Below are 21,225 nucleotides of genomic sequence, written 5' to 3'. Positions count from 1 at the left end.
TTGCCGTTGTCGTACCTCCGGTCGAGGATGACCGCCGGAGGTACGGAGCATAATGACGTTGACGCCTTACCGGAAGGCCCTGGCCCAGCCCGGCCTGCGGTCCCTGCTGCTGGTGGCGGTGCTGGCCCGCATCCCGCTCACCGCGACCGGGGTGGCCCTCACCTTCTTCGTGGTGCTGGAGCTGGGCCGGGGTTACGGAGCCGCCGGCCTGGTCGGCGCCGCGTCGGTCACCGGCGCGGCGATCGGCTCACCCCTGCTCGGCCGGCTGGTCGACCGGCGCGGCCTGCGGCCGGTGATCGCCACGACCACCATCGTCGAGGCGGTCTTCTGGGCCAGCGCCCCGACGTTGCGCCTGCCGCTGCTGCTGCCCGCCGCGTTCGTGGCCGGGTTGTTCGCGCTGCCGGTCTTCTCGGTGGTCCGGCAGTCGATCGCCGCGCTGGTCCCGGCGCAGCGTCGACGCCCCGCGTACGCGTTGGACTCGATGTCGATGGAGCTGTCCTTCATGATCGGGCCGGCGCTGGCCGTGGCGCTCGCCACCGCCGTGTCGCCCCGGGTCGCGCTCTGGGCGATCGGCGCGGGCATCGTCTCCTCCGGCATCCTCCTCTGGCTGCTCGACCCGCCGATCCGCAGCGCCGACGAGCCGGTCGGTCCGCAGCCCCGGATTCCCCGGCGGCAGTGGCTGACCAGCCGCCTGCTCGCCGTGTTCGCGGTGAGCGCCGCCGCCACCCTGGTGCTCGGCGGCACCGACGTGGCGGTGGTCGCCGTTTTGCGGGCCGGTGGCGAGGTCGGCTGGACCGGCGCGGTGCTCACCGCCTGGGCGGTCGCGTCGCTGGTCGGCGGCTTCGCGTACGGGGCTGTCCGCCGGTCCTTCTCCCCGTTGGCGTTGGCCGCCCTGCTCAGTCTCTGCACCATCCCGGTCGGGCTGGGCGGGGGTCACTGGTGGCTGCTCTGCCTGGCCCTGCTGCCGGCCGGCGCGCTCTGCGCCCCCACGATCGCGGCCACCGCCGACGCGGTCAGCCAGCTCGCCCCGGCCGGGGTACGCGGCGAGGCGATGGGCCTGCACGGCTCCGCCACCACGGTGGGCATCGCCCTCGGCGCTCCGCTGGCCGGTGCGGTGATCGACGCCTCGGTGCCGCTGTGGGGCTTCGCGGTCACCGGTGCCGTGGGGCTGCTGGTGACCCTCGTCGTGCTCCCGATGGAGCTACGCCACCGCCGCGCACCCACCACCGAACCCACCGCCGACCTGGCCCCCGCCGCTACCTGACCCGGCACAGCGGCACAGCGAGGGACGCTATCTCCTCGTGAGCGGTATGCCACAGCGTCATAAAAATGACGCTGTGGCATACCGCTCTTTCGAGAGAGTGTCGCTCCGGCGGCCACACGTTCCGGAGCGAGCCAACCCCGACCCACGCCACGCCCGCCGCCACCCACACGTTCCGGAGCCAGCCAACCCCAACCCCACCCAACGGCCGGCGCGGAACGCCGGCCGCGACCGACGACGGCCCGTCCCGGGAATGCCGACGGGCGTCGTACCCCGGGTGGGGTACGACGCCCGCCGGCGGTGTACGTGCGGCGTCAGCGCCGGTCGAGGTTCCCGGCGGTGTCCTCCTGGTAGCTGGCACCACCGTTGACCTCGCTGGTCAGCGGCTTGGCACCACCCTCCGGCGGGCCGGCGAGGCTCTGGCCGGCGGCCAGCTCGGGGAACTTCGCGTCGAACGCCGGGCGCTCGGAGCGGATCCGGGGCATCCGGTCGAAGTTGCGCAGCGGCGGCGGGGAGCTGGTCGCCCACTCCAGCGAGTTGCCGTGCCCCCACGGGTCGTCCACCTCGACGACCGGGCCGGTCTTGTACGACTTCCAGCAGTTCCAGATGAACGGCAGGGTCGAGATGCCGGTGATGAACGCGCCGATCGTGGAGATCATGTTGAGCGTGGTGAAGCCGTCGCTGGGCAGGTAGTCGGCGTACCGCCGGGGCATGCCCTCGTTGCCCAGCCAGTGCTGCACCAGGAACGTGGTGTGGAAGCCGATCATGGTGAGCCAGAAGTGGATCTTGCCCAGTCGCTCGTCGAGCATCCGGCCGAACATCTTCGGGAACCAGAAGTAGATGCCGGCGAACACCGCGAACACGATCGTGCCGAACAGCACGTAGTGGAAGTGCGCCACCACGAAGTACGAGTCGTGCAGGTGGAAGTCGAGCGGCGGGCTGGCCAGCAGCACCCCGGTCAGGCCACCGAAGAGGAAGGTCACCAGGAAGCCGATGGCGAACAGCATCGGCGTCTCGAAGGTGATCTGCCCCCGCCACATGGTGCCGATCCAGTTGAAGAACTTCATCCCCGTCGGCACGGCGATCAGGTAGCTGAGGAAGCTGAAGAACGGCAGCAGCACCTGGCCGGTGGCGAACATGTGGTGCGCCCAGACGCTCATCGACAGCGCGGCGATGGCGATGGTGGCGGCGACGAGGCCCTTGTAGCCGAAGATCGGCTTACGGGAGAAGACCGGGATGACCTCGGTGATGATGCCGAAGAACGGCAGCGCGATGATGTAGACCTCGGGGTGCCCGAAGAACCAGAACAGGTGCTGCCACAGCATCGGGCCGCCGGTGGCCGGGTCGTACACGTGGGCGCCGAGCAGCCGGTCCGCGGCGAGCGCGAAGAGCGCGGCGGCCAGCAGCGGGAAGACGAGGATCGCCAGCAGGCTGGTGACCAGCATGTTCCACGTGAAGATCGGCATCCGGAACATGGTCATGCCGGGCGCACGCAGGGTCAGGATCGTGGTGATCAGGTTGACCGCGCCGAGGATGGTGCCCAGACCGGAGATGGCCAGGCCGACCACCCACATGTTCGCGCCGACGCCCGGCGAGTGCTCGACGGTGCTCAGCGGGGTGTAGGCGGTCCAGCCGAAGTCGGCCGCGCCACCGGGGCTGAGGAAACCGGCGGTCGCCATGGTGCCGCCGAACAGGTACAGCCAGTAGGCGAAGGCGTTCAGCCGGGGGAACGAGACGTCGGGGGCGCCGATCTGCAGCGGCACGACGTAGTTGGCGAACGCGAACACGATCGGCGTCGCGAAGAACAGCAGCATGATCGTGCCGTGCATGGTGAACAGCTGGTTGTACTGCTCGGGCGACAGGAACTGCAGGCCCGGTCGCGCCAGCTCGGCTCGCATGATCAGGGCCATCAGGCCGCCGATCATGAAGAACACGAACGCGGTGACCATGTACATGATCCCGATCTGCTTCGCGTCCGTGGTGCGCAGCAGCCGCGCGATGGCCGACCCCTTGACCGGCTCTCGGACCGGCCATGGCCGGGTCACGACCGGCTTGGGTGCGACGGTGGTCACGAATGGCCTCCGGTTCTCGGTTGTCCCGCTCGGCACGCGTCGTCAGCTGCGGGCCGTCATCCGAAAGGATGTTAGTCCCCGGTAGGTGGCAGCACCGCTCGGGGTGCTCTGGCACCATGTCCGGCCGCCGGTCGCGGCTACAGCGGGCCGACCAGCAGTCGGTAGTGCTCGCCGAAGATCCGCCCGCCCCGCCCGCGCAGCAACGGGTCGCGCAGCGCCGGCGGCACGTCGCGGGTGCGGTTGCGGTCCCGGGTCCGGTCCCGCACCCATCGGGTACGCGGACGACGACGGCTCTCGTACGCCACCAGCGCCGCCTCGACGCCACCGGCGGCCCGGAGCGACTCGGCGAGCACCACCGCGTCCTCCAGCGCCATCGCGATCCCCTGGGACAGCGTCGGCGCGGTGGCGTGCGCGGCGTCGCCGACCAGCAGCACCCGGCCCCGGTGCCAGCGACCCAGCTCGACCTCGTCGGTGAGCCCGACCTGCACGTCGTGCCAGGCGGCCAGCACCGCCGGGACCGGTCCCCCGTAGCCGCCGAAGAGTTCACGCAGCCGGGCGACCGGGTCGGCCGGAGCGACGGTGCCGGCCTCGTCGGCGTAGCAGTAGAGCCGCCCGGCCCCGAGCGGCACCACCAGGAAGCCGGCCCGCCGCCCGAGCAGCGCCGTCCAGTCCGCGACGTCCGGGCCGTCGCGCACCACCCCCCGGTAGACCACCTGGCCGGCGGGCCGGGGCGGGCCGCCGAGCCCGGCCAGGGCGCGGACCGCCGAGCGGGGCCCGTCGGCGCCGATCACCAGGTCGTACTCGCCGCCGGTGCCGTCGGTGAAGGTCACCGCGACCCCGGTCGGCAGCAGTTCGACGGTGTTCACCTCGGCGCCGTGCCGGACCGCGCCGCCCGCGCCGCTGAGCAGCACCTGGTAGAGGTCGCGGCGGGGCAGTGCCCGGCACTCGCCCACCCCGGCCCAGAGCGCGTCGAGGTCCACCTCGCAGAGCGGGTCGCCGGCGGCGTCGAGGAAGCGCTGGCGGCGGATCACCTGCCCGAGTGGACGGACCGGGCCGTCGAGGTCCAGGCCGCGGAGCGCACGGGCGGCGTTGCCGGGCAGGTAGAGACCGGTGTCGGTCAGCTCGTTCGGGGGTAGCTTCTCGGTCACGTCCGGCCGGAAGCCCGCCAACCGCAGGGCCCGGGCGACGGCCAGACCGGCGATGCCCGCACCGACGACGAGGATGCGCAGGGGAGAGCCACCCATGGTGGTGTACGCCTCCGGAGGGGATCGGTACGCGGTGAAGGCAAGACACTACTCCGCGCGATCGGAGCACACCAGAGGCGTTGATCCTGACCTCCGGCGCAGCCGGGACGAACCAGAAACTTGTCCAGGCGGTGGAACGTCGTTCGAGGGAGGTGCGCTCCTGGGCCGGACGCCGTGCGTCTCACTACAGTGACGCCGTGACGACGGACGAGTCGTACCGGTCGGTCAAGTCGGCGGGGCGGGCGCTGGACGTGCTGGAGGCGCTGGCCGCCCCGCAGGGGCCCCGGTCACCGGTGGAGCTGAGCCGGGCGCTGGGCATTCCCAAGAGCAGCCTGCACGCCATCCTGCGGACCCTGCTGGACCGCGACTGGGTGGCCGTCGACCCGAGCGGGACCAGGTTCTCGGTGGGGCTGCGGGCGCTGGAGGTCGGTGCGGCGTTCCTCGTCGGCGCGGACGCCGCCGCCCTGTACGACGTCACCCTGGACCGACTGGCCGAGCACTCCGGCGAGACGGTCCAGCTCTACCGCCTCGACCGCGGTGCGGTGGTGCTGCTGGCCAGGCGGGACTCGGCACACATCGTCCGGCCGGTCTGCGCGGTGGGGCGGCGGCTGCCCGCGCACGCCACCGCGGCCGGCAAGGCGCTGCTCGCCGCCCGGACCGACGCGGAGGTCGACCGGCTGCTCCAGTGGCCGCTGCCGGCGACCACCGGCCGGACGGTCACCACGCCGGAGGCGCTGCGCGCCGAGCTGGCCGCCGTGCGGCGGCGGGGCTGGGCCGAGGAGTGGGAGGAGTGCAGCCCGGGGCTGGCGGCGGTGGCGGTGGCGGTGCCCCTGCGCGAGCCGGCGGTGGACGCGATAGCGGTGGCCGCTCCGGTGGCCCGGCTGGGGCCGGAGGTACGGACCCGGCTGGCGGCGGTGCTGCGGGAGGCGGCCACCCAGGCCCGCACGGCCCGCGCGCTGCTGTCGCTCAACCCGTAGAACGCGGTTCACGTACATGGATGCGATCGGCTGTTAACTTAACCGGTTCAGTTGCGCCACAGTTTCAAGTGTGTAAATGTGACAAGGACCATGGGAGCGCTCCCGGTCACACCCGAGTCAGGTCCGGCGCCCCCGCGCCGCAGCCAAGGAGCATCATGAAGCGTCCATTGCGGGCACTCGCCGCCGCCGGCCTCCTGGCCGTCGGTTCGATCGTCGCCGTCGCCTTCGGCGGCACCGCCTCCGCCGACACCCAGATCTGCGAGCAGTACGGCTCGACCGTCATCGGCGGCAAGTACGTGGTCCAGAACAACCGCTGGGGCACCACCGCCCAGCAGTGCATCAACGTCACCGGCAGCGGCTTCAGCATCACCAGCCAGCAGGGCTCCGCGCCGACCAACGGCGCACCGGTGTCGTACCCCTCGATCTTCGTCGGCTGCCACTACACCAACTGCTCGCCGGGCACCAACCTGCCGGCCCAGGTGAAGTCGATCAGCAGCGCCCCGGGCAGCATCTCCTTCAACTACGTCGGTGGCGCGATCTACGACGCCGCCTACGACATCTGGCTCGACCCGTCGCCCAAGCGGGACGGCGTCAACGCGATGGAGATCATGATCTGGTTCAACCGGCAGGGCAGCATCCAGCCGATCGGCTCGCCGGTGGGCAACACGAACATCGCGGGCCGCAGCTGGGAGGTGTGGCGCGGCAACAACGGCGGCAACAACGTCATCTCGTACGTCGCGCCCTCGGCCATCCAGGGCATGAGCTTCAACGTGCTGGACTTCATCGCCGACACCCGTAACCGCGGGGCGATCACCAACGACTGGTACCTGACCAGCATCCAGGCCGGCTTCGAGCCGTGGCAGGGCGGTGCCGGGCTGGCCGTCACCAACTTCTCCCAGACCGTCAACACCGGCGGCACCCCGCCGCCCACCACCGCCCCGCCGACCACGCCCCCGCCCACCGGCGGCGGCTGCGCGGTGAAGTACACGTCGAACTCGTGGAACAACGGCTTCACCGCCGACGTGACGGTCACCAACCGGGGTTCGGGCACCATCAACGGCTGGACCCTGACCTACAACCTGCCCAGCGGGCAGCAGGTCACCAGCTCCTGGAACGCCAGCGTCACCCAGAGCGGGTCCGCGGTGACCGCCCGCAACGCCGCCCACAACGGCACCCTCTCCCCCGGCGGCAGCGCGACCTTCGGCTACCAGGGCAGCCTGAACGGCACGTACTCCGCGCCGACCAGCTTCTCCCTCAACGGCGTGGCCTGCGCCCGCGCCTGAGACCCACCACCCACCACCACGCGGGGGGCGTGACCGACAGGTCACGCCCCCCGCACCCCGTCCCGACGTCCCCGCTGCGGTCAGCCGCCCAGGGCGTCGATGTCGCGCAGCTCCTCGGCGGTCAGCGAGAAGTTCCAGATGTCGGCGTTGGCGCGGATCCGTTCCGGGGTGACCGACTTGGGGATCACCACGATCTCGTGGTCGACGTGCCACCGCAGCACCACCTGCGCCGGGGACACGCCGTGCGCGGCGGCGATCCGGGTCAGCACCGGGTCGTCCAGGTCGCTGGCCTTGAACGGGCTGTAGCCCTCCAGCACGATCCCCCGGTCCCGGTGCTCGGTGTGCCGCCGTCGGTCGTACAGCGACGGGCTCCACCGGATCTGGTTGACCGCCGGAGTCTCCCCGGTCGCCTGGATCAGCTCGTCGAGCTGGCCGGTGGCGTAGTTGCTCACCCCCACCGCCCGGGTGAGGTTCTCGTCCCGGGCGGCCAGCAGCTCACGCCAGACCGGGATGCTGTCCGACGGCGACGACGGCGGCCAGTGGATCAGCCAGAGGTCGACGTGGTCGGTGCCCAACGCCCGCAGGCTCGCCTCGATCGTCTCCCGTTCCCGGCCGACCCGGTCGGGCGGCAGCTTGGTGGTGACGAAGACGTCCTCCCGGCGCAGCCCGCTGTCCCTGACCGCCCGGCCCACCTCCTCCTCGTTGCCGTACATGGTGGCGGTGTCGAGGTGCCGGTAACCGGCGGCCAGGGCGGCCAGCACGGCGTCGTACCCGGCCCGGCCGGTCGCCTGCCAGGTGCCGAACCCGAGCAGCGGCATCCGTACGTCGCCGGGGAGACCGACGGTGGGTTGGTCGAGGTCCATGCCGACCGTTCTACCCGTGATCGGACCGGACATGCCGGGCGAGCGGCGAACCCGGGCCGATTGCCGGAGAATGCCGGTGTGCCGAGCATCGACCGGTCCGACGGCGAGGAGCATCGTGTACCTGACCCACCTGGAGTGCCCCCGCTGCGGCCGGGAACACGACGCGGGCCGGCTCACCAACCTGTGTGACTGCGGTTCACCGCTGCTGGCCCGCTACGACCTGACCGCGGTGGCCGCCGCGGTGACCCCCGAGCGGTTCGGGCTGCGCCCGGCCGACCTGTGGCGCTACCGGGAGCTGCTGCCGGTCGCCGACGAGCGGCACGTCACCACGTTGGGCGAGGGGTGGACGCCGCTGTGGCGGGCGTCGGCGTACGGCCGGGAGATCGGCGTCGGAGACCTGATCGTCAAGGACGAGGGGCTGACCCCCACCGGGTCGTTCAAGGCGCGGGGGGCGGCCGTCGGGGTGAGCCGGGCGCGCGAGCTGGGGGTCCGGCGGATCGCCATGCCGACCAATGGCAACGCCGGAGCCGCCTGGGCGACGTACGCGACCCGGGCCGGGCTGGCCTCGACCGTCGCGATGCCGGTCAACGCCCCGACCATCTGCCGCCGGGAGTGCGCGGCCGCCGGGGCCGACCTGCACCTGGTGGACGGGTTGATCGGCGACGCCGGGCGCTGGGTGGCCGAGCTGGTCGCCGGCTCGGACGGCACGGTCTTCGACGCCGGCACGCTGCGCGAGCCGTACCGGCTGGAGGGCAAGAAGACGATGGGGTACGAGATCGTCGAGCAGCTCGGCTGGCAGGTGCCCGACGTGATCATCTATCCGACCGGTGGCGGGGTCGGCCTGATCGGCATCCACAAGGCGATGCACGAGCTGCGGACGCTGGGCTGGGTGGGCGACAAGCTGCCCCGGCTGGTGGCCGTGCAGTCCACCGGCTGCGCGCCGGTCGTCCGGGCGTTCGCCGCCGGTGAGGACCGGGTCCGGCCGTGGGCCGACGCGCACACGGTGGCGTTCGGGATCACCGTGCCGGCCCCGCTGGGCGACGAGCTGATCCTGACCGCGCTGCGGGAGAGCAGCGGGACGGCGCTCGCCGTCGACGACGCGGAGATCCTGGCCGACCTGCGGGACTTCGCCGCCCGGGAGGGGTTGCTGCTCTGCCCGGAGGGGGCGGCCTGCCTGACCGCCGCCCGGCACCTGCGGGCCGGTGGCTGGATCCGGGCCGGCGAGCGGGTGGTGGTGCTGAACACCGGGTCGGGGCTGAAGTACCCGGAGACGGTGGACGTCTCCGGCGTGCCGGTGGGGTGACGCCCGACCCCCTGCGGACGGGACGCACCCCCGACGGTTGGGTCCGGGGCAGGAGGACCCCCGCCCACGCGCGGGGCGTGGGACGGGGGTCGGCCCCGGGACCGGCGTGCCCGCCGACGGTGGGGTTCAGGAGGTCGGCGGTTCGTCCCGGCCGGCGGCTTCCGCCGCGTCGGCCTCCTCCTTGGTCCGGTGCACCGCCTGGTCGGCGTGCTCCGGCGGGCCGTAGACGGTGTAGAGGACCAGCGGGTTGGGGCCGGTGTTGACGAAGTTGTGCTTCGTCCCCGCCGGCACCACCACCAGGTCGCCCTGGGCGACCGCCCGGGTCTCCCCGCCGACCCGGGCCTCACCGGTGCCGCTGACGAAGGTCAGGATCTGGTCGATCCCGTCGTGGACCTCCTCGCCGATCTCACCACCGGCCGGGATCGTCATGATCACCAATTGGGTCTGCTCGCCGGTCCAGAGCACCCGGCGGAAGTCCGGGCTCTTCTCGGCGACCGTCGCGATCGTGAAATGTTCCATGTCCCGCTCATACCCGTAACGGCAGCGGATCACGCCGGGTCGTGCGGATGGTGGAATTCCCCACCCCGCCGGGGTTTGCAGGTCGCCGAAACGGGCAACGAGCACTCCGGGCCGGCGCGGCGACGCACCGGTCGAACCAGGTCCCCGCTGGCGTACCGCCGAATGGCTGCGGTGGCGGGAGACGGTCGGAGCGCGGCGACGGACGGCCGATGGTCGTGCGGCGCCGTGCGCCCGTCTCCGGGGTCGGACCGGTGCCCGGGACTACCCTGCGGGGGTGGCCCGCCTGCTGCTCGTCGAGGACGACCTGACCATCCGCACCCCGCTGGTCCGGGCGCTGCGTGAGCGGGGGCACGCGGTGGCGGCCGCGTCGACCGCCATGGAGGGGTTGCGGCACACCCTCGACGAACGACCCGACCTCGTCGTGCTCGACCTCGGGCTGCCCGACCTGGACGGCGGTGAACTGCTGCGGATGCTGCGCGCGGTCAGCGCCGTCCCGGTGATCGTGGCCACCGCCCGCGACGACGAACGGGAGATCGTCCGGCTGCTCGACGCCGGGGCCGACGACTACGTGGTCAAGCCGTTCACCGCCGCCCAGCTCGACGCCCGGGTCCGGGCGGTGCTGCGCCGGGGCGGACCCGACCGGCCCGACGACGACCCGGTGCTGGTGGTCGGCGGGCTGCGGATCGACCCGCGCGCCCGGCAGGTCGCCCTGGACGACGTACCGGTGGAGCTGACCCCGCGCGAGTTCGACCTGCTGCACCACCTCGCCACCCGACCCGGCGCGGTGGTGACCAAGCGGGAGCTGCTCACCGAGGTCTGGCGGATCCCCTACGGCGGGGCGGACAAGACCGTCGACGTGCACCTGTCCTGGCTGCGCCGCAAGCTCGGGGAGAGCGCCCAGCAACCCCGCTACCTGCACACCGTGCGCGGGGTCGGGGTACGGCTCGCCCCGCCCGGCGGCGACCACCCCGGGCCGGGCGACGACCCGGGCGACGACTGACCCGCGACCGGCCCGGCACCGGTGGGGTGCCGGGCCGACGGGGTCTCAGCGGACCGGGGTGCCGGGACGACAGGGGCTCAGCGGACCGGGGTGCCGGACCGCCAGAGGCTCAGCGGACCGGGGGTGCCGGACCGCCAGAGGCTCAGCGGACCGGGGGTGCCGGACCGCCAGAGGCTCAGCGGACCGCGCAGGTGAGCACCGTCGGCGGCTGGTTGTCACCGGTGACGACCAGCCCCCAACTGGTCGTCGCGCCGGGGGCCAGGCTCCCGTTGTGGGCGGCGTTGGTCGCGGTGACCTGCCGACCGGACTGGCTGACCGTGGCGTTCCAGGACGAGGCGACCTGCTGCGTGCCGGCGAAGGTGAGCGCGTTGGTCCAGCCGGTCAGTGCCCCGGCCCCGACGTTGCGGACGGTCACCTCGGCCTGGAAGCCACCCGACCAGGAGCCGGTCACCCGGTAGCCGGCCGAGCAACCGGTCATCGGCGCGGGCGTCGGCGTACCGGTCGGCGTCGGGGTCGGCGTACCGGTCGGAGTCGGAGTCGGCGTGGGTATGGCGGTCGGCGTGGGGGTGGGGGTGGGGCCGTCCGAGGTGGTGTAGTCGACCCGGGTGTACGCCGCCGAGCACGTCCCGCCGCAGGACGCGGGCAGGGCGAACCGGTAGACCCGACCGTTGTTGACCAGTGCGCCGGCCGCGTCGCGGACCCGGATCTGGAAGTCGGTGCCGCCGGAGGCGGTCGCCCCGATCACGTAGGACTGCCCCATGTCGCCGTTCATGGCGGCAGCGGTCCACACTCCACCGGCCAGGTACTCCACCCCGTGGATGCCGTTGGCCAGGTGCGAGACGGCGATCGCCGGCCAGTAGCGCTGGGCACCCTTCATGAAGCCGATCCGGATGTCGCCGGAGTAGTTGGGCGCGGGCACGAACGACCAGGAGACGTGCCGGTTGTTCCAGTGGGTGGGGTTCATGTCGCCCACCGGTGTCCCGTTCCGGACGAACCGGTTGAGCGAGGCGGTGGAGAGGTCCAGGTGGTAGGGATCGTCCCGGCACCAGGCGTTGCCGTCGCCGCAGCTGTCCGCCACCACCATGGTCAGCGTCGCCCCGTTGTAGGCGTCCGTGGTCCACCCGCCGTTGCGGCAGAACGGCTGGCCGGGCGCGCCGTCGTTGACGCCGGTGCAGTAGTCGCCGACGGTGACCCGGACGAAGCGACCACAGTTGAGGCCGTTGTTCCACAGTCCGATCTTCGCCGCCTGACTCGCCGGGATCGGCCGGATCGGGTACGACGAGTAGTCGCCGGGCAGGTCGTAGGCGTTGAGCGCGACGAAGTCCGGCGCGTCCAGCTCCGACTGGGGCAGCCCGCAGCCGCCGTACGGGGCGCCGAGGGCGTCGAAGTGGGTGGCGTTGCCGGTGACCGGGGTGGTCGGCTCGGGTACCGCGACGGCCCGGGCGGGCAGCGGAACGGCCAGCAGCAGCGCGGCGACGAGGGTCGACGCCGCGAACGGGCGGGCACGGTGACGCGACGATCTCATGGGGTACGCCTTCCAGGACAGCATGGGGGGACGTTGGTCTCGGATGCCCTTCCACGCCCGGCGTACCGCCCGTCCATGCCACCATCGGCACCCACCACTGTCAATGCCCGACATGGACCCACCACTGATTTCCGTTCACCTCTGTGCCGGTGGCGCTCGAATCGGTAAATTGAGGTATGGTGCCCGCCCCCGGAGGTCGGGTGGCGGAACCGGTCTACCGCCCCATCCTCACCAGCAGACGCGGTGAGCTGGAGGCGCTGGTGCACCTGGACAGCGCCGCGGCTCCCCTGGTAGCTCCGGTCCTGCACGTCTCCCCCGCCGACAGCGGCCTGCCCGAGCTGCTGGGCCGGCTGCCCGCCGGTCTGGTGCCGGCCGTCGACGTCTGCGCGCTGCCCGACGGGCCGGACGCCGAGCTGGCCCGGTGGGGCGTACCGGTGCTCCCGGTGATCGGTCTGAGCTGTGGTGACCGGCGGTTGGCCGCGCACGGCACGGCGTGCCGCGCGTACGCCCGGGGGGCGGTGGTCCGGCTCCGGGTCGGCCGGGACCGGGCCGGGCCGGACGCGACCACCTCCGCGGTGGAGCGGGTGTGGCGGCGCACCGGGTTGCTCCCGGAGCAGTGCGACCTGCTGGTCGATGCCGGTGACGTGTGCTGTGCGGCGGATCTGCGGACGGCCGAGCCCCGGGTGCGGCGGCTGGTGGACTGGGCCTGCCGGCACGCCTGGCGCACGGTGACCGTGGCGGCCGGTGGGATGCCACCGTCGCTGTCCCGGCTGGGCACCGACGAACCGGTCCGGGTGGACCGGTGGGACTGGCGGTTCGGGCGTCGGCTGACCGACCTGGGCGTGGGCTACGGCGACTACGGGGTGGCCCCGGCCCCGCCCGGCGACGTGGAGCCCGGCGACGTGGAGCCGGGCGACCGGCTGCCCACCGTGCGGTACACCGCCGACGACGGGTGGTGGATCTACCGCTGGTCGCGGCGGGGTGGCCGGGGCGACGAACGCTTCGCCGACCTGTGCCGGGCACTGGTCGCCGCCCCGCACTGGCCGCCCGCCGGGGCGGGCTTCTCCTGGGGCGACCAGGAGTTGCTGCGCCGTGCCCGCCGGGTGACCGGGGCGGGATCACCGGTCAACTGGACGGCGTGGAGCACGTCGCACCACCTGGCGCACGTCCTGGCGGCGTTGACCGGCCCGGTCGACCGGCGTCGTCCGGGTCCGCCCCCGGGCGGCGAGGACGGCTTCACCCGCCCGCACCGCGGCGGCGAGCACCGGTGGACCCGCTGATCAGGTCACGCCTGCTCGGTGAAGCCGAACTGCACCACACCCTCGTCGTCGACGGAGGCGTCCACCGAGGTGTCGTTGAGCAGCTCGGCGGCCTCGGAGTCGAGGAAGATGCGGGCCCCCTCGGTGTCGACGATCTGGTCTCCCTGGGCCGGCACGGGCACCAGTTCGATGGTGAGCGCCCCGGCCTCGACGTCGGCGGCGATCCGCAGCCCGCCGTCCTGGGCGACGTCCTGCTGGGCCGCGAGGTCACGGATCACGAGCACGGCGTTGTCGGTCATGGTGAGCATGATGGGACTCCTCGGGATTCTCGGGATCGGAACCTCGCGCGGCGGCAGATGCGCGCTTCCTGCGGCGAATCGGTGCCCGCCGGGCGATCCGGGGCGGCTTCCCGCGGCCCCTCCTCACCCACGGTGCCCGCTGCCCGGGGGTTCGTCAAATAGAGCGGGGTCTGTCGAGGGCTCCGCCGACATCCCCGTTTCCGCTCCCCGGCCCGCCGATCCTTCCTACCCTGAGCGCATGGACGCTGCCCGACGGTACGCCGCCGAACTGCTCGGCACCCTGCTGCTGGTCTTCGTCGGGGTGGGCAGCGCGGTCTTCGCCCGGGTGGAGGGCGGGGTGGTGGTCGTGGCGCTGGCCTTCGGGCTCGTCGTGGTGGCGCTGGTGTACGCGCTCGGACCGCTCTCCGGTGCACACCTCAATCCGGCGGTGACGCTGGGGGTGCTGCTCTCCGGCAAGATCTCCGTGGTCGGCGCGGTCGCGTACGCCGTCGCCCAGTTCGTGGGGGCCGCGGCGGGCGGCTTCGTCATCTGGGCGCTGGTCCGCTGGGGCGGGGTGGCGGACCAGACGGGGGTGTTGGGCACCAACGGCTACGGCGTGCACATCAACCGCGGCGGCACGGCGGTGCTGGAGACCATCCTGACCTTCCTGTTCGTGCTGGTGGTGCTGGTGGTGACCAGCCGGGTCGAGCATGCCGGTTTCGCCGGCCTGGCGATCGGCCTGGCGCTGACGGCGGTGCTCCTGGTGGGGATCACCCTGGACGGCACCTCGGTCAACCCGGCCCGGTCGTTCGGCCCGGCCCTGTTCGAGGGCGGCACGGCGCTGCGGCAACTGTGGGTGTTCTTCGTCTTCCCGCTGCTCGGTGGGGCGCTGGCCGCTCTGGTCGCCCCGCTGGTGCTCCGGCGGAGCCCGCGGCTGCGGCGCGGACCCGAGGCACCCGGTCCGGCCGCGCCGCAGCCCGGCTGACCGGTCCGGGCCGACCGGTCCGGGACCGGCCACCGGCGGAAGAAAACCTACGGTGCCGAGGCTTGCCTGACGGAAATCTTCGTGGCAGCGTCAGCGCATGCATCGTCGTCTCTTTTCCCGGACGCTCGCGTCGGTGGCGCTGGCCGCCACCGTGGCCACCGCCGGTGCGCTCCCGGCCACCGCCGAGTCACCCACCCCGGCGGACGCCCGGCTGCGCGCCACCATCGACGCCGTCCTCGCCGACCCCCGGCTCGACGGCGCGCAGGCCGGGGTGGTCGTGGTGGACACCACCACCGGCCGGACCCTCTACGACCGCGACGGCGACCGCCGGCTGGTGCCCGCCTCCAACACCAAGCTGCTGACCTCCACGGCGGCCCTGGCGCTGCTCGGCCCCGGTCACCGGTTCAGCACCGACGTGCTCACCGCCGGGCGGCGGCGGGCCGGGCTGCTCTCCGGCGACCTCTACCTGCGCGGCGGCGGCGACCCGACGATGCTGGCCGCCGACTACGACGCGCTGGCCGCCCGGGTCGCCGCCGACGGGGTACGGATGGTGACCGGTCACCTGGTGGCCGACGACACCCGGTACGACGACAGCCGGCTCGGCGCGGACTGGGCCTGGGACGACGAGTCGTCCTACTACGCGGCGCAGGTCTCCGCGTTGACCGTGGCGCCGGACACCGACTACGACGCGGGCAACGTCATCGTGCGGGCCGCCCCGGCGGGCAGGGCGGGGGCGCGGCCGGTGGTCACCATGACCCCACCCAACGGCTACCTGCGGATCGACAACCGGGCCGAGACGGTCGCCGACGGCGAGACGACGCTGTCGTTCACCCGGACGCACGGCGGCAACACCATCGTGGTCACCGGTCGGATCGCCGTCGACGCCGCACCGACCAGCGACTGGCTGAGCGTCTGGGAGCCCACCGGCTACGCCGCCGCCGTCTTCCGCGACGCGCTGCGCCGGCACGGGGTCCGGGTGCTCGGCCGGACCGTGCTCGGTCGGGCCACCCCGGCGGACGCGGTACCGGTGGTCCGGCACGACTCGATGCCCCTGGCCGACCTGCTGGTGCCCTTCCTCAAGCTGTCCAACAACGGCCACGCCGAGGTGCTGACCAAGGAGATGGGGCGGGTCGTCTCCGGCACCGGCAGCTGGCCGGCGGGGCTCACGGCGATCAGCGAGTACGTCGCCGACAACGGAGTGGACACCGGCGGGCTGCGCCAACTCGACGGATCCGGGCTGTCCCGGCGCAACCTGGTCCCGGCCGGCGAGTTCGTCGCCCTGCTCGCCGCCGTACGCCGGGAACCCTGGTTCGACACCTGGTACGCGGCGCTGCCGATCGCCGGTAACGCCGACCGCCTGGTCGGCGGCACCCTGCGCAGCCGGATGCGCGGCACGGCGGCGGCGGACAACGTGCACGCCAAGACCGGCAGCCTGACCGGGGTGTCCGGGCTCTCCGGCTACGCCACCGACGCCGACGGGCGGGTGCTGGCGTTCTCGGTGGTGTTCAACAACCACCTCACCTCGTCGGTCCGGGAGTTGGAGGACCAGATCGCCATCGCCCTGGCCTCCCACCGGGCGGCGGACGGCGGCGCCGCCCGGGTGGCACCGCCGGCGGCCCCGGAGGCGCCACCGGCACCCGGGGGCGGGGAGTGCTCCTGGGTCAAGCCGATCGTCTGCTGAGCCGCCCGGCACCCGGGCCGCGGCCGGTCACCGCCGGTGCAGCACCACCACCGGGATCTCCCGGTCGGTCCGGCTCTGGTACTCGTCGTAGGCGGGCCAGATGGCGGTCATCGCCGGCCACATCGTCGCCCGTTCCGCCGGCTCGGCGGTGCGCGCCCGGACCGCGAACGTCTCCCCGCCGACCTGCACCTCGGCCTCGGGGTCGTCGAGCAGGTTGAGGTACCAGGAGGGGTGCTGCGGCGCACCGCCCTGGGAGGCGACGACCAGGTAGTCCGCGCCGTCGCGGCCGTAGATGAGCGCGGTGCGACGCAGCTTGCCGCTGCGCCGGCCGCGGGTGGTCAGCAGCAGCGTGAAGACGCCCGGCTGCCACTCGTGCCCCTCGACACCGCCGGTCGCGACGTACCGGCGGATGTGGTCGGCGACCCAGCCCTCGGGGCTGTCCACCACCTGCTCGTTGGTCGGCATCTGCGCCTCCGGCTAGCTCGTGGGCATCGACCCGGCCACGCTATCCCGGCAGCGGCCCGCCCGGCACGGAACGACTCAACGGACCGCCGCCGCCTGGAGGTTGACGTTGCCGCAGCTACTGTTGAAGGTCCCCTCGACGGTCCACCGGATCAGCAGCTTCGCGCCCTGCGGGGCGCGGAACCGGATGACGAACTGGGTGGTGTGGGTGGTGTGCGGGTCCTCCAACCGCAGGGTGCGGGTCGGGCCGCCGGTGGACAGCCGCACGTCCAGCCGGCCCCGGGCCATCCAGATCCCGGCGAAGAGGTGCACCGTGCGCGGCTCGCCGCTGGCCGGCACGGACAGCGCGAAGCCGTTGCCGACCCCGCAGACGAACACGCCGGTGCCGGTGGCGCCGACGGCCGGCACCGGCGTGCCGTCGCGCCAGCCGAACAGTTCGGGGTTGGTGTCGTACCGGTCACGCGCGCCCCGGCCGCCCTCGTCCCGGATCTCCCCGGTGCCACCGCTGCGGCGGACCAGGGTCTCCGGCCGGTTGAGCCCCCAGTGGACCCAGTCCCGGGTGCCCAGCCCGGTCAGGTCCACCTCGGCGGGCACCTCGGCCCGGGAGACGCTGACCGTCGGCGCGGCCGGCGACGACGCCGCCGGGACGACCGTGGGCGACGGCGGAACGGTCGGTGACGGGGTCCGTTCCCGGGGCTGCAACCCGGGCGCGGCGATCCCGGTCTCGGCCGGGTCACCCAGCCCCGCCACCCCGGTCGGGTAACCGGCCGGGGTGGGCGTGCCGGCCGCCGACCCCGCGTCCTGCCCGGGCGGGTCGGCTGCCGGCCCCAGGTAGGTCACCAGCACGGCGAGGCAGGCCAGGGCGGCCACCGCCCCGATCGCCCAGCGGCGACGTTGCCGGCGACGGGCCTCCCGCCGCTGCGCGCTGCGGGTCGTCGGGCCCGGCCCGATCCGCCAGGTCTCTTGGTCGTCCACGTGTGTCCCACTCCCCAGCCCGACGCCCGCGACCGGTCGGGGAGGGGGTGCGGTCGCGACGTGAGCGCTCTCACGTTTTCATTTCAAGGCCGGAGTGCGCCATATGCCAGCGGGTGGGCGTTTCCAGTTTGTTACCAACTGGGGTTGAAGGAAAGTTTCCTATCCATTGTCGAAATCCCACTTCAAGGCCATGATGCCAGGAAGATCCACCAGGCCTGCGGGCCGGTCAACGAATCTCGAACCCCAGCGCCAGGGCCAGCACCATCGCCTGCTCCGGGTCGATCACCGCACCCGCCCGCTCCACCGCCGTCGGATCCAGCGCGGTGAGGTCACTGCCCCGCAGGTCGGCCCCGCCGAGCCGCACCCCGTGCCACTGGGCGGCCGAGAGGTCCACCCGGGCCAGCGTCGCGCCGGTCAGGTTCGCCCCGCTCAGGTCGGCCTCCCGCATCCGTACGTCGCTGAACCGCGCGCCACGCAGGTCGGCGCCGGGCAGCGCGACGAACGACCAGTCCCCACCCGACACCCGCAGCGGACGCAGCTCGCACTGGTCGAACGTGCTGCCGACCAGCTTGCAGCCGGTGAACTCGGCCTCGAACAGGTTGCACCGGCGGAACCCGCAGCGGACGAAGGCCGAGTCGGTGTGCCGGGAGGCGTTGAACGACACCCCGCCGAAGGAGCACTCGGTGAACGAGGCGCCCCGGCTGACCGCCTCGGTCAGGTCGACGTCGGCGAAGACACAGCGCACGAAGTGCCGGTCGACGAACTCCTCGGCGTACCAGTCGGTGCGGCGGAACGTCTCGTCCTCGGTGGCCTGCGGCATCGGTCCACCATAGGTGCGAGCACCGACACCACCGGCGAACCTTCCACCCGGCGCGTACCGGCTAGTAGGTTCGGCGGCGTGAACGTGGCACGCAGCACCGACCCGGCCCGCATCGGCTTCGACCCGGCCCGGCTGGCCCGGATCGACGAGCACTTCGGCCGGTACGTCGACGACGGGCGGCTGGCCGGCTGGCAGGTGGTGGTCACCCGGCGCGGCGAGATCGCCCACTCCTCGGTGTACGGGCTGCGCGACGTGGAGGCGGGCACCCCGGTCGACCCGGACACCATCTGGCGGATCTACTCGATGACCAAGCCGGTCACCTCGGTCGCGGCGATGATGCTGTGGGAGGAGGGCCGGTTCGAGCTGACCGACCCGATCAGCCGCTGGCTGCCGGAGTTCGCCGACGTCCGGGTCTTCGACAAGGGTTCGGCGCTCAAGGCGTACACCGTGCCGGCGGTCGAGCCGATCCGGGTCTGGCACCTGCTCACCCACACCTCCGGGCTGACCTACGGCTTCGCGCACACCTCCGTGGTGGACGCGATCTACCGGGCCGCCGGCTACGACCTCGGTGTCCCGCCGGGGCTGGACCTGGCCGGCGCGAGCGCCGGGATGGCGAAGCTGCCGCTGCTGTTCCAGCCCGGCACCGGCTGGAACTACGGGGTCTCCACCGACGTGCTCGGCCGGCTCGTCGAGGTGGTCTCCGGGCAGAGCCTGGCCGAGTTCTTCGCCGACCGGATCCTCACCCCGCTGGGCATGACCGACACCGGTTTCTGGGTCGACCCGGCGGACGCCGGGCGGCTCGCCGCCCTCTACACCCCGCATCCCGGCACCGGCCGGGTGGTCCGCGCCGACGCGCTCGGGGCCGCCGCGTCGGCCCGCCCGGAGTGCCTGTCCGGCGGCGGTGGACTGGTCTCCACGGCCGCCGACTACCACCGGTTCACCCAGTTGCTGCTGCGCGGCGGCGAGCTGGACGGCGTACGGCTGCTCGGCCCCCGGACGGTGCGCTACATGACCCGCAACCACCTGCCCGGCGGCGGCGACCTGGCCTCGCTGGAGCCGCGGGGGTTCGCCGAGACGGTGCTGGACGGCATCGGCTTCGGGCTGGGCTTCGCCGTGGTGCAGGACCCGGTGCCGGCCAAGGTGCCGAGCAGCGTCGGCGAGTACTACTGGGGTGGGCTGGCCAGCACCGCGTTCTGGGTCGACCCGGCCGAGGAGCTCACCGCCCTGCTGTTCACCCAGCTCATGCCGTCGAGCACCTACCCGCTGCGCTCCCAGCTGCGCCAGCTCGTCTACGCCGCCCTGGTCGGCTGAGCCCGCACCGGCCCGGGGTCGCGCCGGTCGGGGCGGCGGACCGGCCGTACCCCGGTGGTCAGTCGGCCAGTTGGGGCGGGAAGCCGCCGGTGGCGATCGGGCCCCACCTTTCGACGGTGACCCGGATCAGCGACTTGCCCTGCGCCACCATGGCCGCCCGGTACTCGTCCCAGTCCGGGTGCTCCCCGGAGATGCTGCGGAAGTACTCCACCAGCGGCTCCAGCGCGTCGGGCAGGTCGAGCACCTCGGCCACCCCGTCGACCTGCACCCAGGGGCCGTCCCAGTCGTCGGAGAGCACGCAGGCGGAGACCCGGGGGTCACGACGGATGTTGGCGACCTTGGCGCGCTGCGGGTAGCTGGAGATGACCAGCCGGCCGGCGGCGTCGACCCCGCCGGCGACCGGCGAGGACTGCGGGCGGCCGTCGGCCCGGGTGGTCATCAGCAGAATCCGGTGCCGGGGGCGGACGAACTCGATCAGGGCGTCCCGGTCGACCCGGGTGTTGGTTGCGACGCTGCGTGCCATGCCCCGGTTCTACCAGGCCCGCCGGCCGGCGGGGCGGCCGGTGTCAGCCGGACCGGCCGGCGGCCCGGCCCGGCGCGGGCTGGGCGGGCACCCGGGGCCGGGCCGGGGGCCGCCAGGCGCGGCCGTTGGCGTAGATCACCCGGAAACCGAGGTACGCCGCGAGCGGCGCCCAGTGCGCCGAGCCCATCCGCAGCTCGGCGGCGTTGTGCCGCTGGCCGTTGGCGAGCACGTCGAGCAGCACCGTCTCGAAGGCGGCCGACTCGACCCAGTCGACCTCGCGGGTGAAGCCGCAGATCAGGGCCGCCCCGGTGACGTCGAGGAAATCGCGCAGCGTGGCGTCGGAGGCGCGCAGCACCGAGCAGCTGCCGAAGTAGAGCCGCCGGCCCTCGCCCCGCCCGGCCATCCGCTCGGCGACGTCGGACAGCTCGACGGAGTCCCAGTCGGTGAGGCAGAGCCGGCTGGGCTCCCCGTGCATGGCGAAGAAACCGACCCGGTGGTCGGCGTACTGCTTGAGCAGCCAGCGGTCGAGGAAGTAGAACAGCTCGTCGCGGGTGGCGGCGTCCTTGTGGATGTAGCGGATCCGGCCGAGTCGTTCGAGCAGGTCGAGGGTGGGCAGCACGGACCCGCGCTCGTTGAGGTCGCGGTGCCACTGCCCCTCGACACAGAAGACCCCGCCCCGCGCCACGTCCACCTCCCCGACCCCGCCGGCCCGGACGACGTTACCGGGTCCGGGCCGGCGGCCCCCAGCACCCTCGCGGCCGGTGCGTCCGCCGGGGCGGGGCGACCACCGGCCGGGAATTCCGGCCCGGCTTGTCACTACTGACCCGGCCTGACCGAATCACCATTGCCAGCAATTCACAGACAACATCCAGCTGTCGCCGACG

The 21,225-nt window shown here is 73.2% G+C and carries 20 protein-coding genes; 9 read left to right on the top strand and 11 right to left on the bottom strand.

Annotated features, from left to right (window positions below; translation table 11 throughout):
* The first annotated feature begins 52 nt into the window (after nt 1-52).
* Nucleotides 53-1,264 carry an MFS transporter gene (locus O7625_RS13430; RefSeq protein WP_282346229.1) on the top strand — a complete coding sequence of 404 codons (1,212 nt, stop codon included), beginning with the start codon at nt 53-55 and terminating at the stop codon, nt 1,262-1,264.
* A gap of 311 nt (nt 1,265-1,575) precedes the next feature.
* Here the strand turns inward: O7625_RS13430 and ctaD are convergent, their stop codons facing one another.
* Nucleotides 1,576-3,333: a cytochrome c oxidase subunit I gene (ctaD, locus tag O7625_RS13425; RefSeq protein WP_089004020.1), complete on the bottom strand. Its 1,758-nt coding sequence runs from the start codon at nt 3,331-3,333 to the stop codon at nt 1,576-1,578.
* Nucleotides 3,334-3,470: 137 nt separating this feature from the next.
* Nucleotides 3,471-4,577, bottom strand: a complete 1,107-nt coding sequence (locus O7625_RS13420) for an FAD-dependent monooxygenase (RefSeq protein ID WP_282346226.1) — start codon at nt 4,575-4,577, stop codon at nt 3,471-3,473.
* A gap of 197 nt (nt 4,578-4,774) precedes the next feature.
* On the opposite strand from O7625_RS13420, the gene O7625_RS13415 reads away from it, so the two are divergent.
* Both O7625_RS13415 and O7625_RS13410 read left to right on the top strand, forming a co-directional pair.
* A complete protein-coding gene (locus O7625_RS13415) occupies nt 4,775-5,554 on the top strand; it encodes an IclR family transcriptional regulator (RefSeq protein WP_282346224.1) in 780 nt (259 codons plus the stop codon).
* 155 nt (nt 5,555-5,709) lie between these two features.
* On the top strand, nt 5,710-6,837 hold the full coding sequence (locus O7625_RS13410; protein ID WP_282346222.1) for a cellulose binding domain-containing protein: 1,128 nt from the start codon (nt 5,710-5,712) through the stop codon (nt 6,835-6,837).
* Between the two features lie 80 nt (nt 6,838-6,917).
* Here O7625_RS13410 and O7625_RS13405 read toward each other — a convergent pair whose 3' ends face one another.
* The gene (locus O7625_RS13405) at nt 6,918-7,700 is read right to left on the bottom strand and encodes an aldo/keto reductase (protein ID WP_282346220.1); all 783 of its coding nucleotides are present in this window, start codon (nt 7,698-7,700) and stop codon (nt 6,918-6,920) included.
* A gap of 115 nt (nt 7,701-7,815) precedes the next feature.
* Between O7625_RS13405 and O7625_RS13400 the strand changes: the two genes are divergently transcribed.
* Nucleotides 7,816-9,003 carry a threonine synthase gene (locus O7625_RS13400; RefSeq protein WP_282346218.1) on the top strand — a complete coding sequence of 396 codons (1,188 nt, stop codon included), beginning with the start codon at nt 7,816-7,818 and terminating at the stop codon, nt 9,001-9,003.
* A gap of 126 nt (nt 9,004-9,129) precedes the next feature.
* Here the strand turns inward: O7625_RS13400 and O7625_RS13395 are convergent, their stop codons facing one another.
* Complete coding sequence (locus O7625_RS13395; protein WP_067312738.1) at nt 9,130-9,522, bottom strand: cupin domain-containing protein; 393 nt, start codon at nt 9,520-9,522, stop codon at nt 9,130-9,132.
* Nucleotides 9,523-9,796: 274 nt separating this feature from the next.
* On the opposite strand from O7625_RS13395, the gene O7625_RS13390 reads away from it, so the two are divergent.
* Nucleotides 9,797-10,522 carry a response regulator transcription factor gene (locus O7625_RS13390; RefSeq protein WP_067312736.1) on the top strand — a complete coding sequence of 242 codons (726 nt, stop codon included), beginning with the start codon at nt 9,797-9,799 and terminating at the stop codon, nt 10,520-10,522.
* 175 nt (nt 10,523-10,697) lie between these two features.
* Here O7625_RS13390 and O7625_RS13385 read toward each other — a convergent pair whose 3' ends face one another.
* Nucleotides 10,698-12,047: a cellulose binding domain-containing protein gene (locus tag O7625_RS13385; protein WP_282346215.1), complete on the bottom strand. Its 1,350-nt coding sequence runs from the start codon at nt 12,045-12,047 to the stop codon at nt 10,698-10,700.
* 176 nt (nt 12,048-12,223) lie between these two features.
* Here O7625_RS13385 and O7625_RS13380 point away from each other — a divergent pair, with 176 nt between their 5' ends.
* Entirely contained in the window at nt 12,224-13,327 is a 1,104-nt protein-coding gene (locus O7625_RS13380; RefSeq protein WP_282346214.1) for a beta family protein, read from the top strand.
* A gap of 5 nt (nt 13,328-13,332) precedes the next feature.
* On the opposite strand, the gene O7625_RS13375 is transcribed toward O7625_RS13380, so the two are convergent.
* Entirely contained in the window at nt 13,333-13,614 is a 282-nt protein-coding gene (locus tag O7625_RS13375; RefSeq protein WP_067312730.1) for an adhesin, read from the bottom strand.
* Nucleotides 13,615-13,843: 229 nt separating this feature from the next.
* On the opposite strand from O7625_RS13375, the gene O7625_RS13370 reads away from it, so the two are divergent.
* Together O7625_RS13370 and dacB are read left to right on the top strand one after the other, a co-directional pair.
* Complete coding sequence (locus O7625_RS13370; RefSeq protein WP_067312728.1) at nt 13,844-14,569, top strand: aquaporin; 726 nt, start codon at nt 13,844-13,846, stop codon at nt 14,567-14,569.
* A gap of 97 nt (nt 14,570-14,666) precedes the next feature.
* Nucleotides 14,667-16,250 carry a D-alanyl-D-alanine carboxypeptidase/D-alanyl-D-alanine-endopeptidase gene (dacB, locus tag O7625_RS13365; RefSeq protein ID WP_282346209.1) on the top strand — a complete coding sequence of 528 codons (1,584 nt, stop codon included), beginning with the start codon at nt 14,667-14,669 and terminating at the stop codon, nt 16,248-16,250.
* Nucleotides 16,251-16,277: 27 nt separating this feature from the next.
* On the opposite strand, the gene O7625_RS13360 is transcribed toward dacB, so the two are convergent.
* The 3 genes from O7625_RS13360 to O7625_RS13350 all read right to left on the bottom strand — a co-directional run bounded on the left by O7625_RS13360 (nt 16,278) and on the right by O7625_RS13350 (nt 18,507).
* Nucleotides 16,278-16,715, bottom strand: a complete 438-nt coding sequence (locus O7625_RS13360) for a nitroreductase family deazaflavin-dependent oxidoreductase (RefSeq protein ID WP_067312724.1) — start codon at nt 16,713-16,715, stop codon at nt 16,278-16,280.
* Between the two features lie 75 nt (nt 16,716-16,790).
* Nucleotides 16,791-17,687 (bottom strand): hypothetical protein, encoded by an 897-nt coding sequence (locus O7625_RS13355; RefSeq protein ID WP_282346206.1) that lies wholly within the window; start codon nt 17,685-17,687, stop codon nt 16,791-16,793.
* 226 nt (nt 17,688-17,913) lie between these two features.
* On the bottom strand, nt 17,914-18,507 hold the full coding sequence (locus tag O7625_RS13350) for a pentapeptide repeat-containing protein (protein ID WP_282346205.1): 594 nt from the start codon (nt 18,505-18,507) through the stop codon (nt 17,914-17,916).
* A 78-nt stretch (nt 18,508-18,585) separates the two neighbouring features.
* Here O7625_RS13350 and O7625_RS13345 point away from each other — a divergent pair, with 78 nt between their 5' ends.
* Complete coding sequence (locus O7625_RS13345) at nt 18,586-19,818, top strand: serine hydrolase domain-containing protein (RefSeq protein ID WP_282346204.1); 1,233 nt, start codon at nt 18,586-18,588, stop codon at nt 19,816-19,818.
* Between the two features lie 58 nt (nt 19,819-19,876).
* Here O7625_RS13345 and O7625_RS13340 read toward each other — a convergent pair whose 3' ends face one another.
* A complete protein-coding gene (locus O7625_RS13340) occupies nt 19,877-20,341 on the bottom strand; it encodes a PPOX class F420-dependent oxidoreductase (protein WP_089004022.1) in 465 nt (154 codons plus the stop codon).
* A gap of 43 nt (nt 20,342-20,384) precedes the next feature.
* Nucleotides 20,385-21,026: a hypothetical protein gene (locus tag O7625_RS13335; protein WP_089004308.1), complete on the bottom strand. Its 642-nt coding sequence runs from the start codon at nt 21,024-21,026 to the stop codon at nt 20,385-20,387.
* Nucleotides 21,027-21,225: the final 199 nt, after the last annotated feature.

It is taken from the genome of Micromonospora sp. WMMD714 (assembly GCF_029581315.1).
In the GTDB taxonomy this organism is placed as follows: domain Bacteria; phylum Actinomycetota; class Actinomycetes; order Mycobacteriales; family Micromonosporaceae; genus Micromonospora; species Micromonospora rifamycinica.
This window is presented reverse-complemented; position numbering and strand designations above follow the sequence as displayed.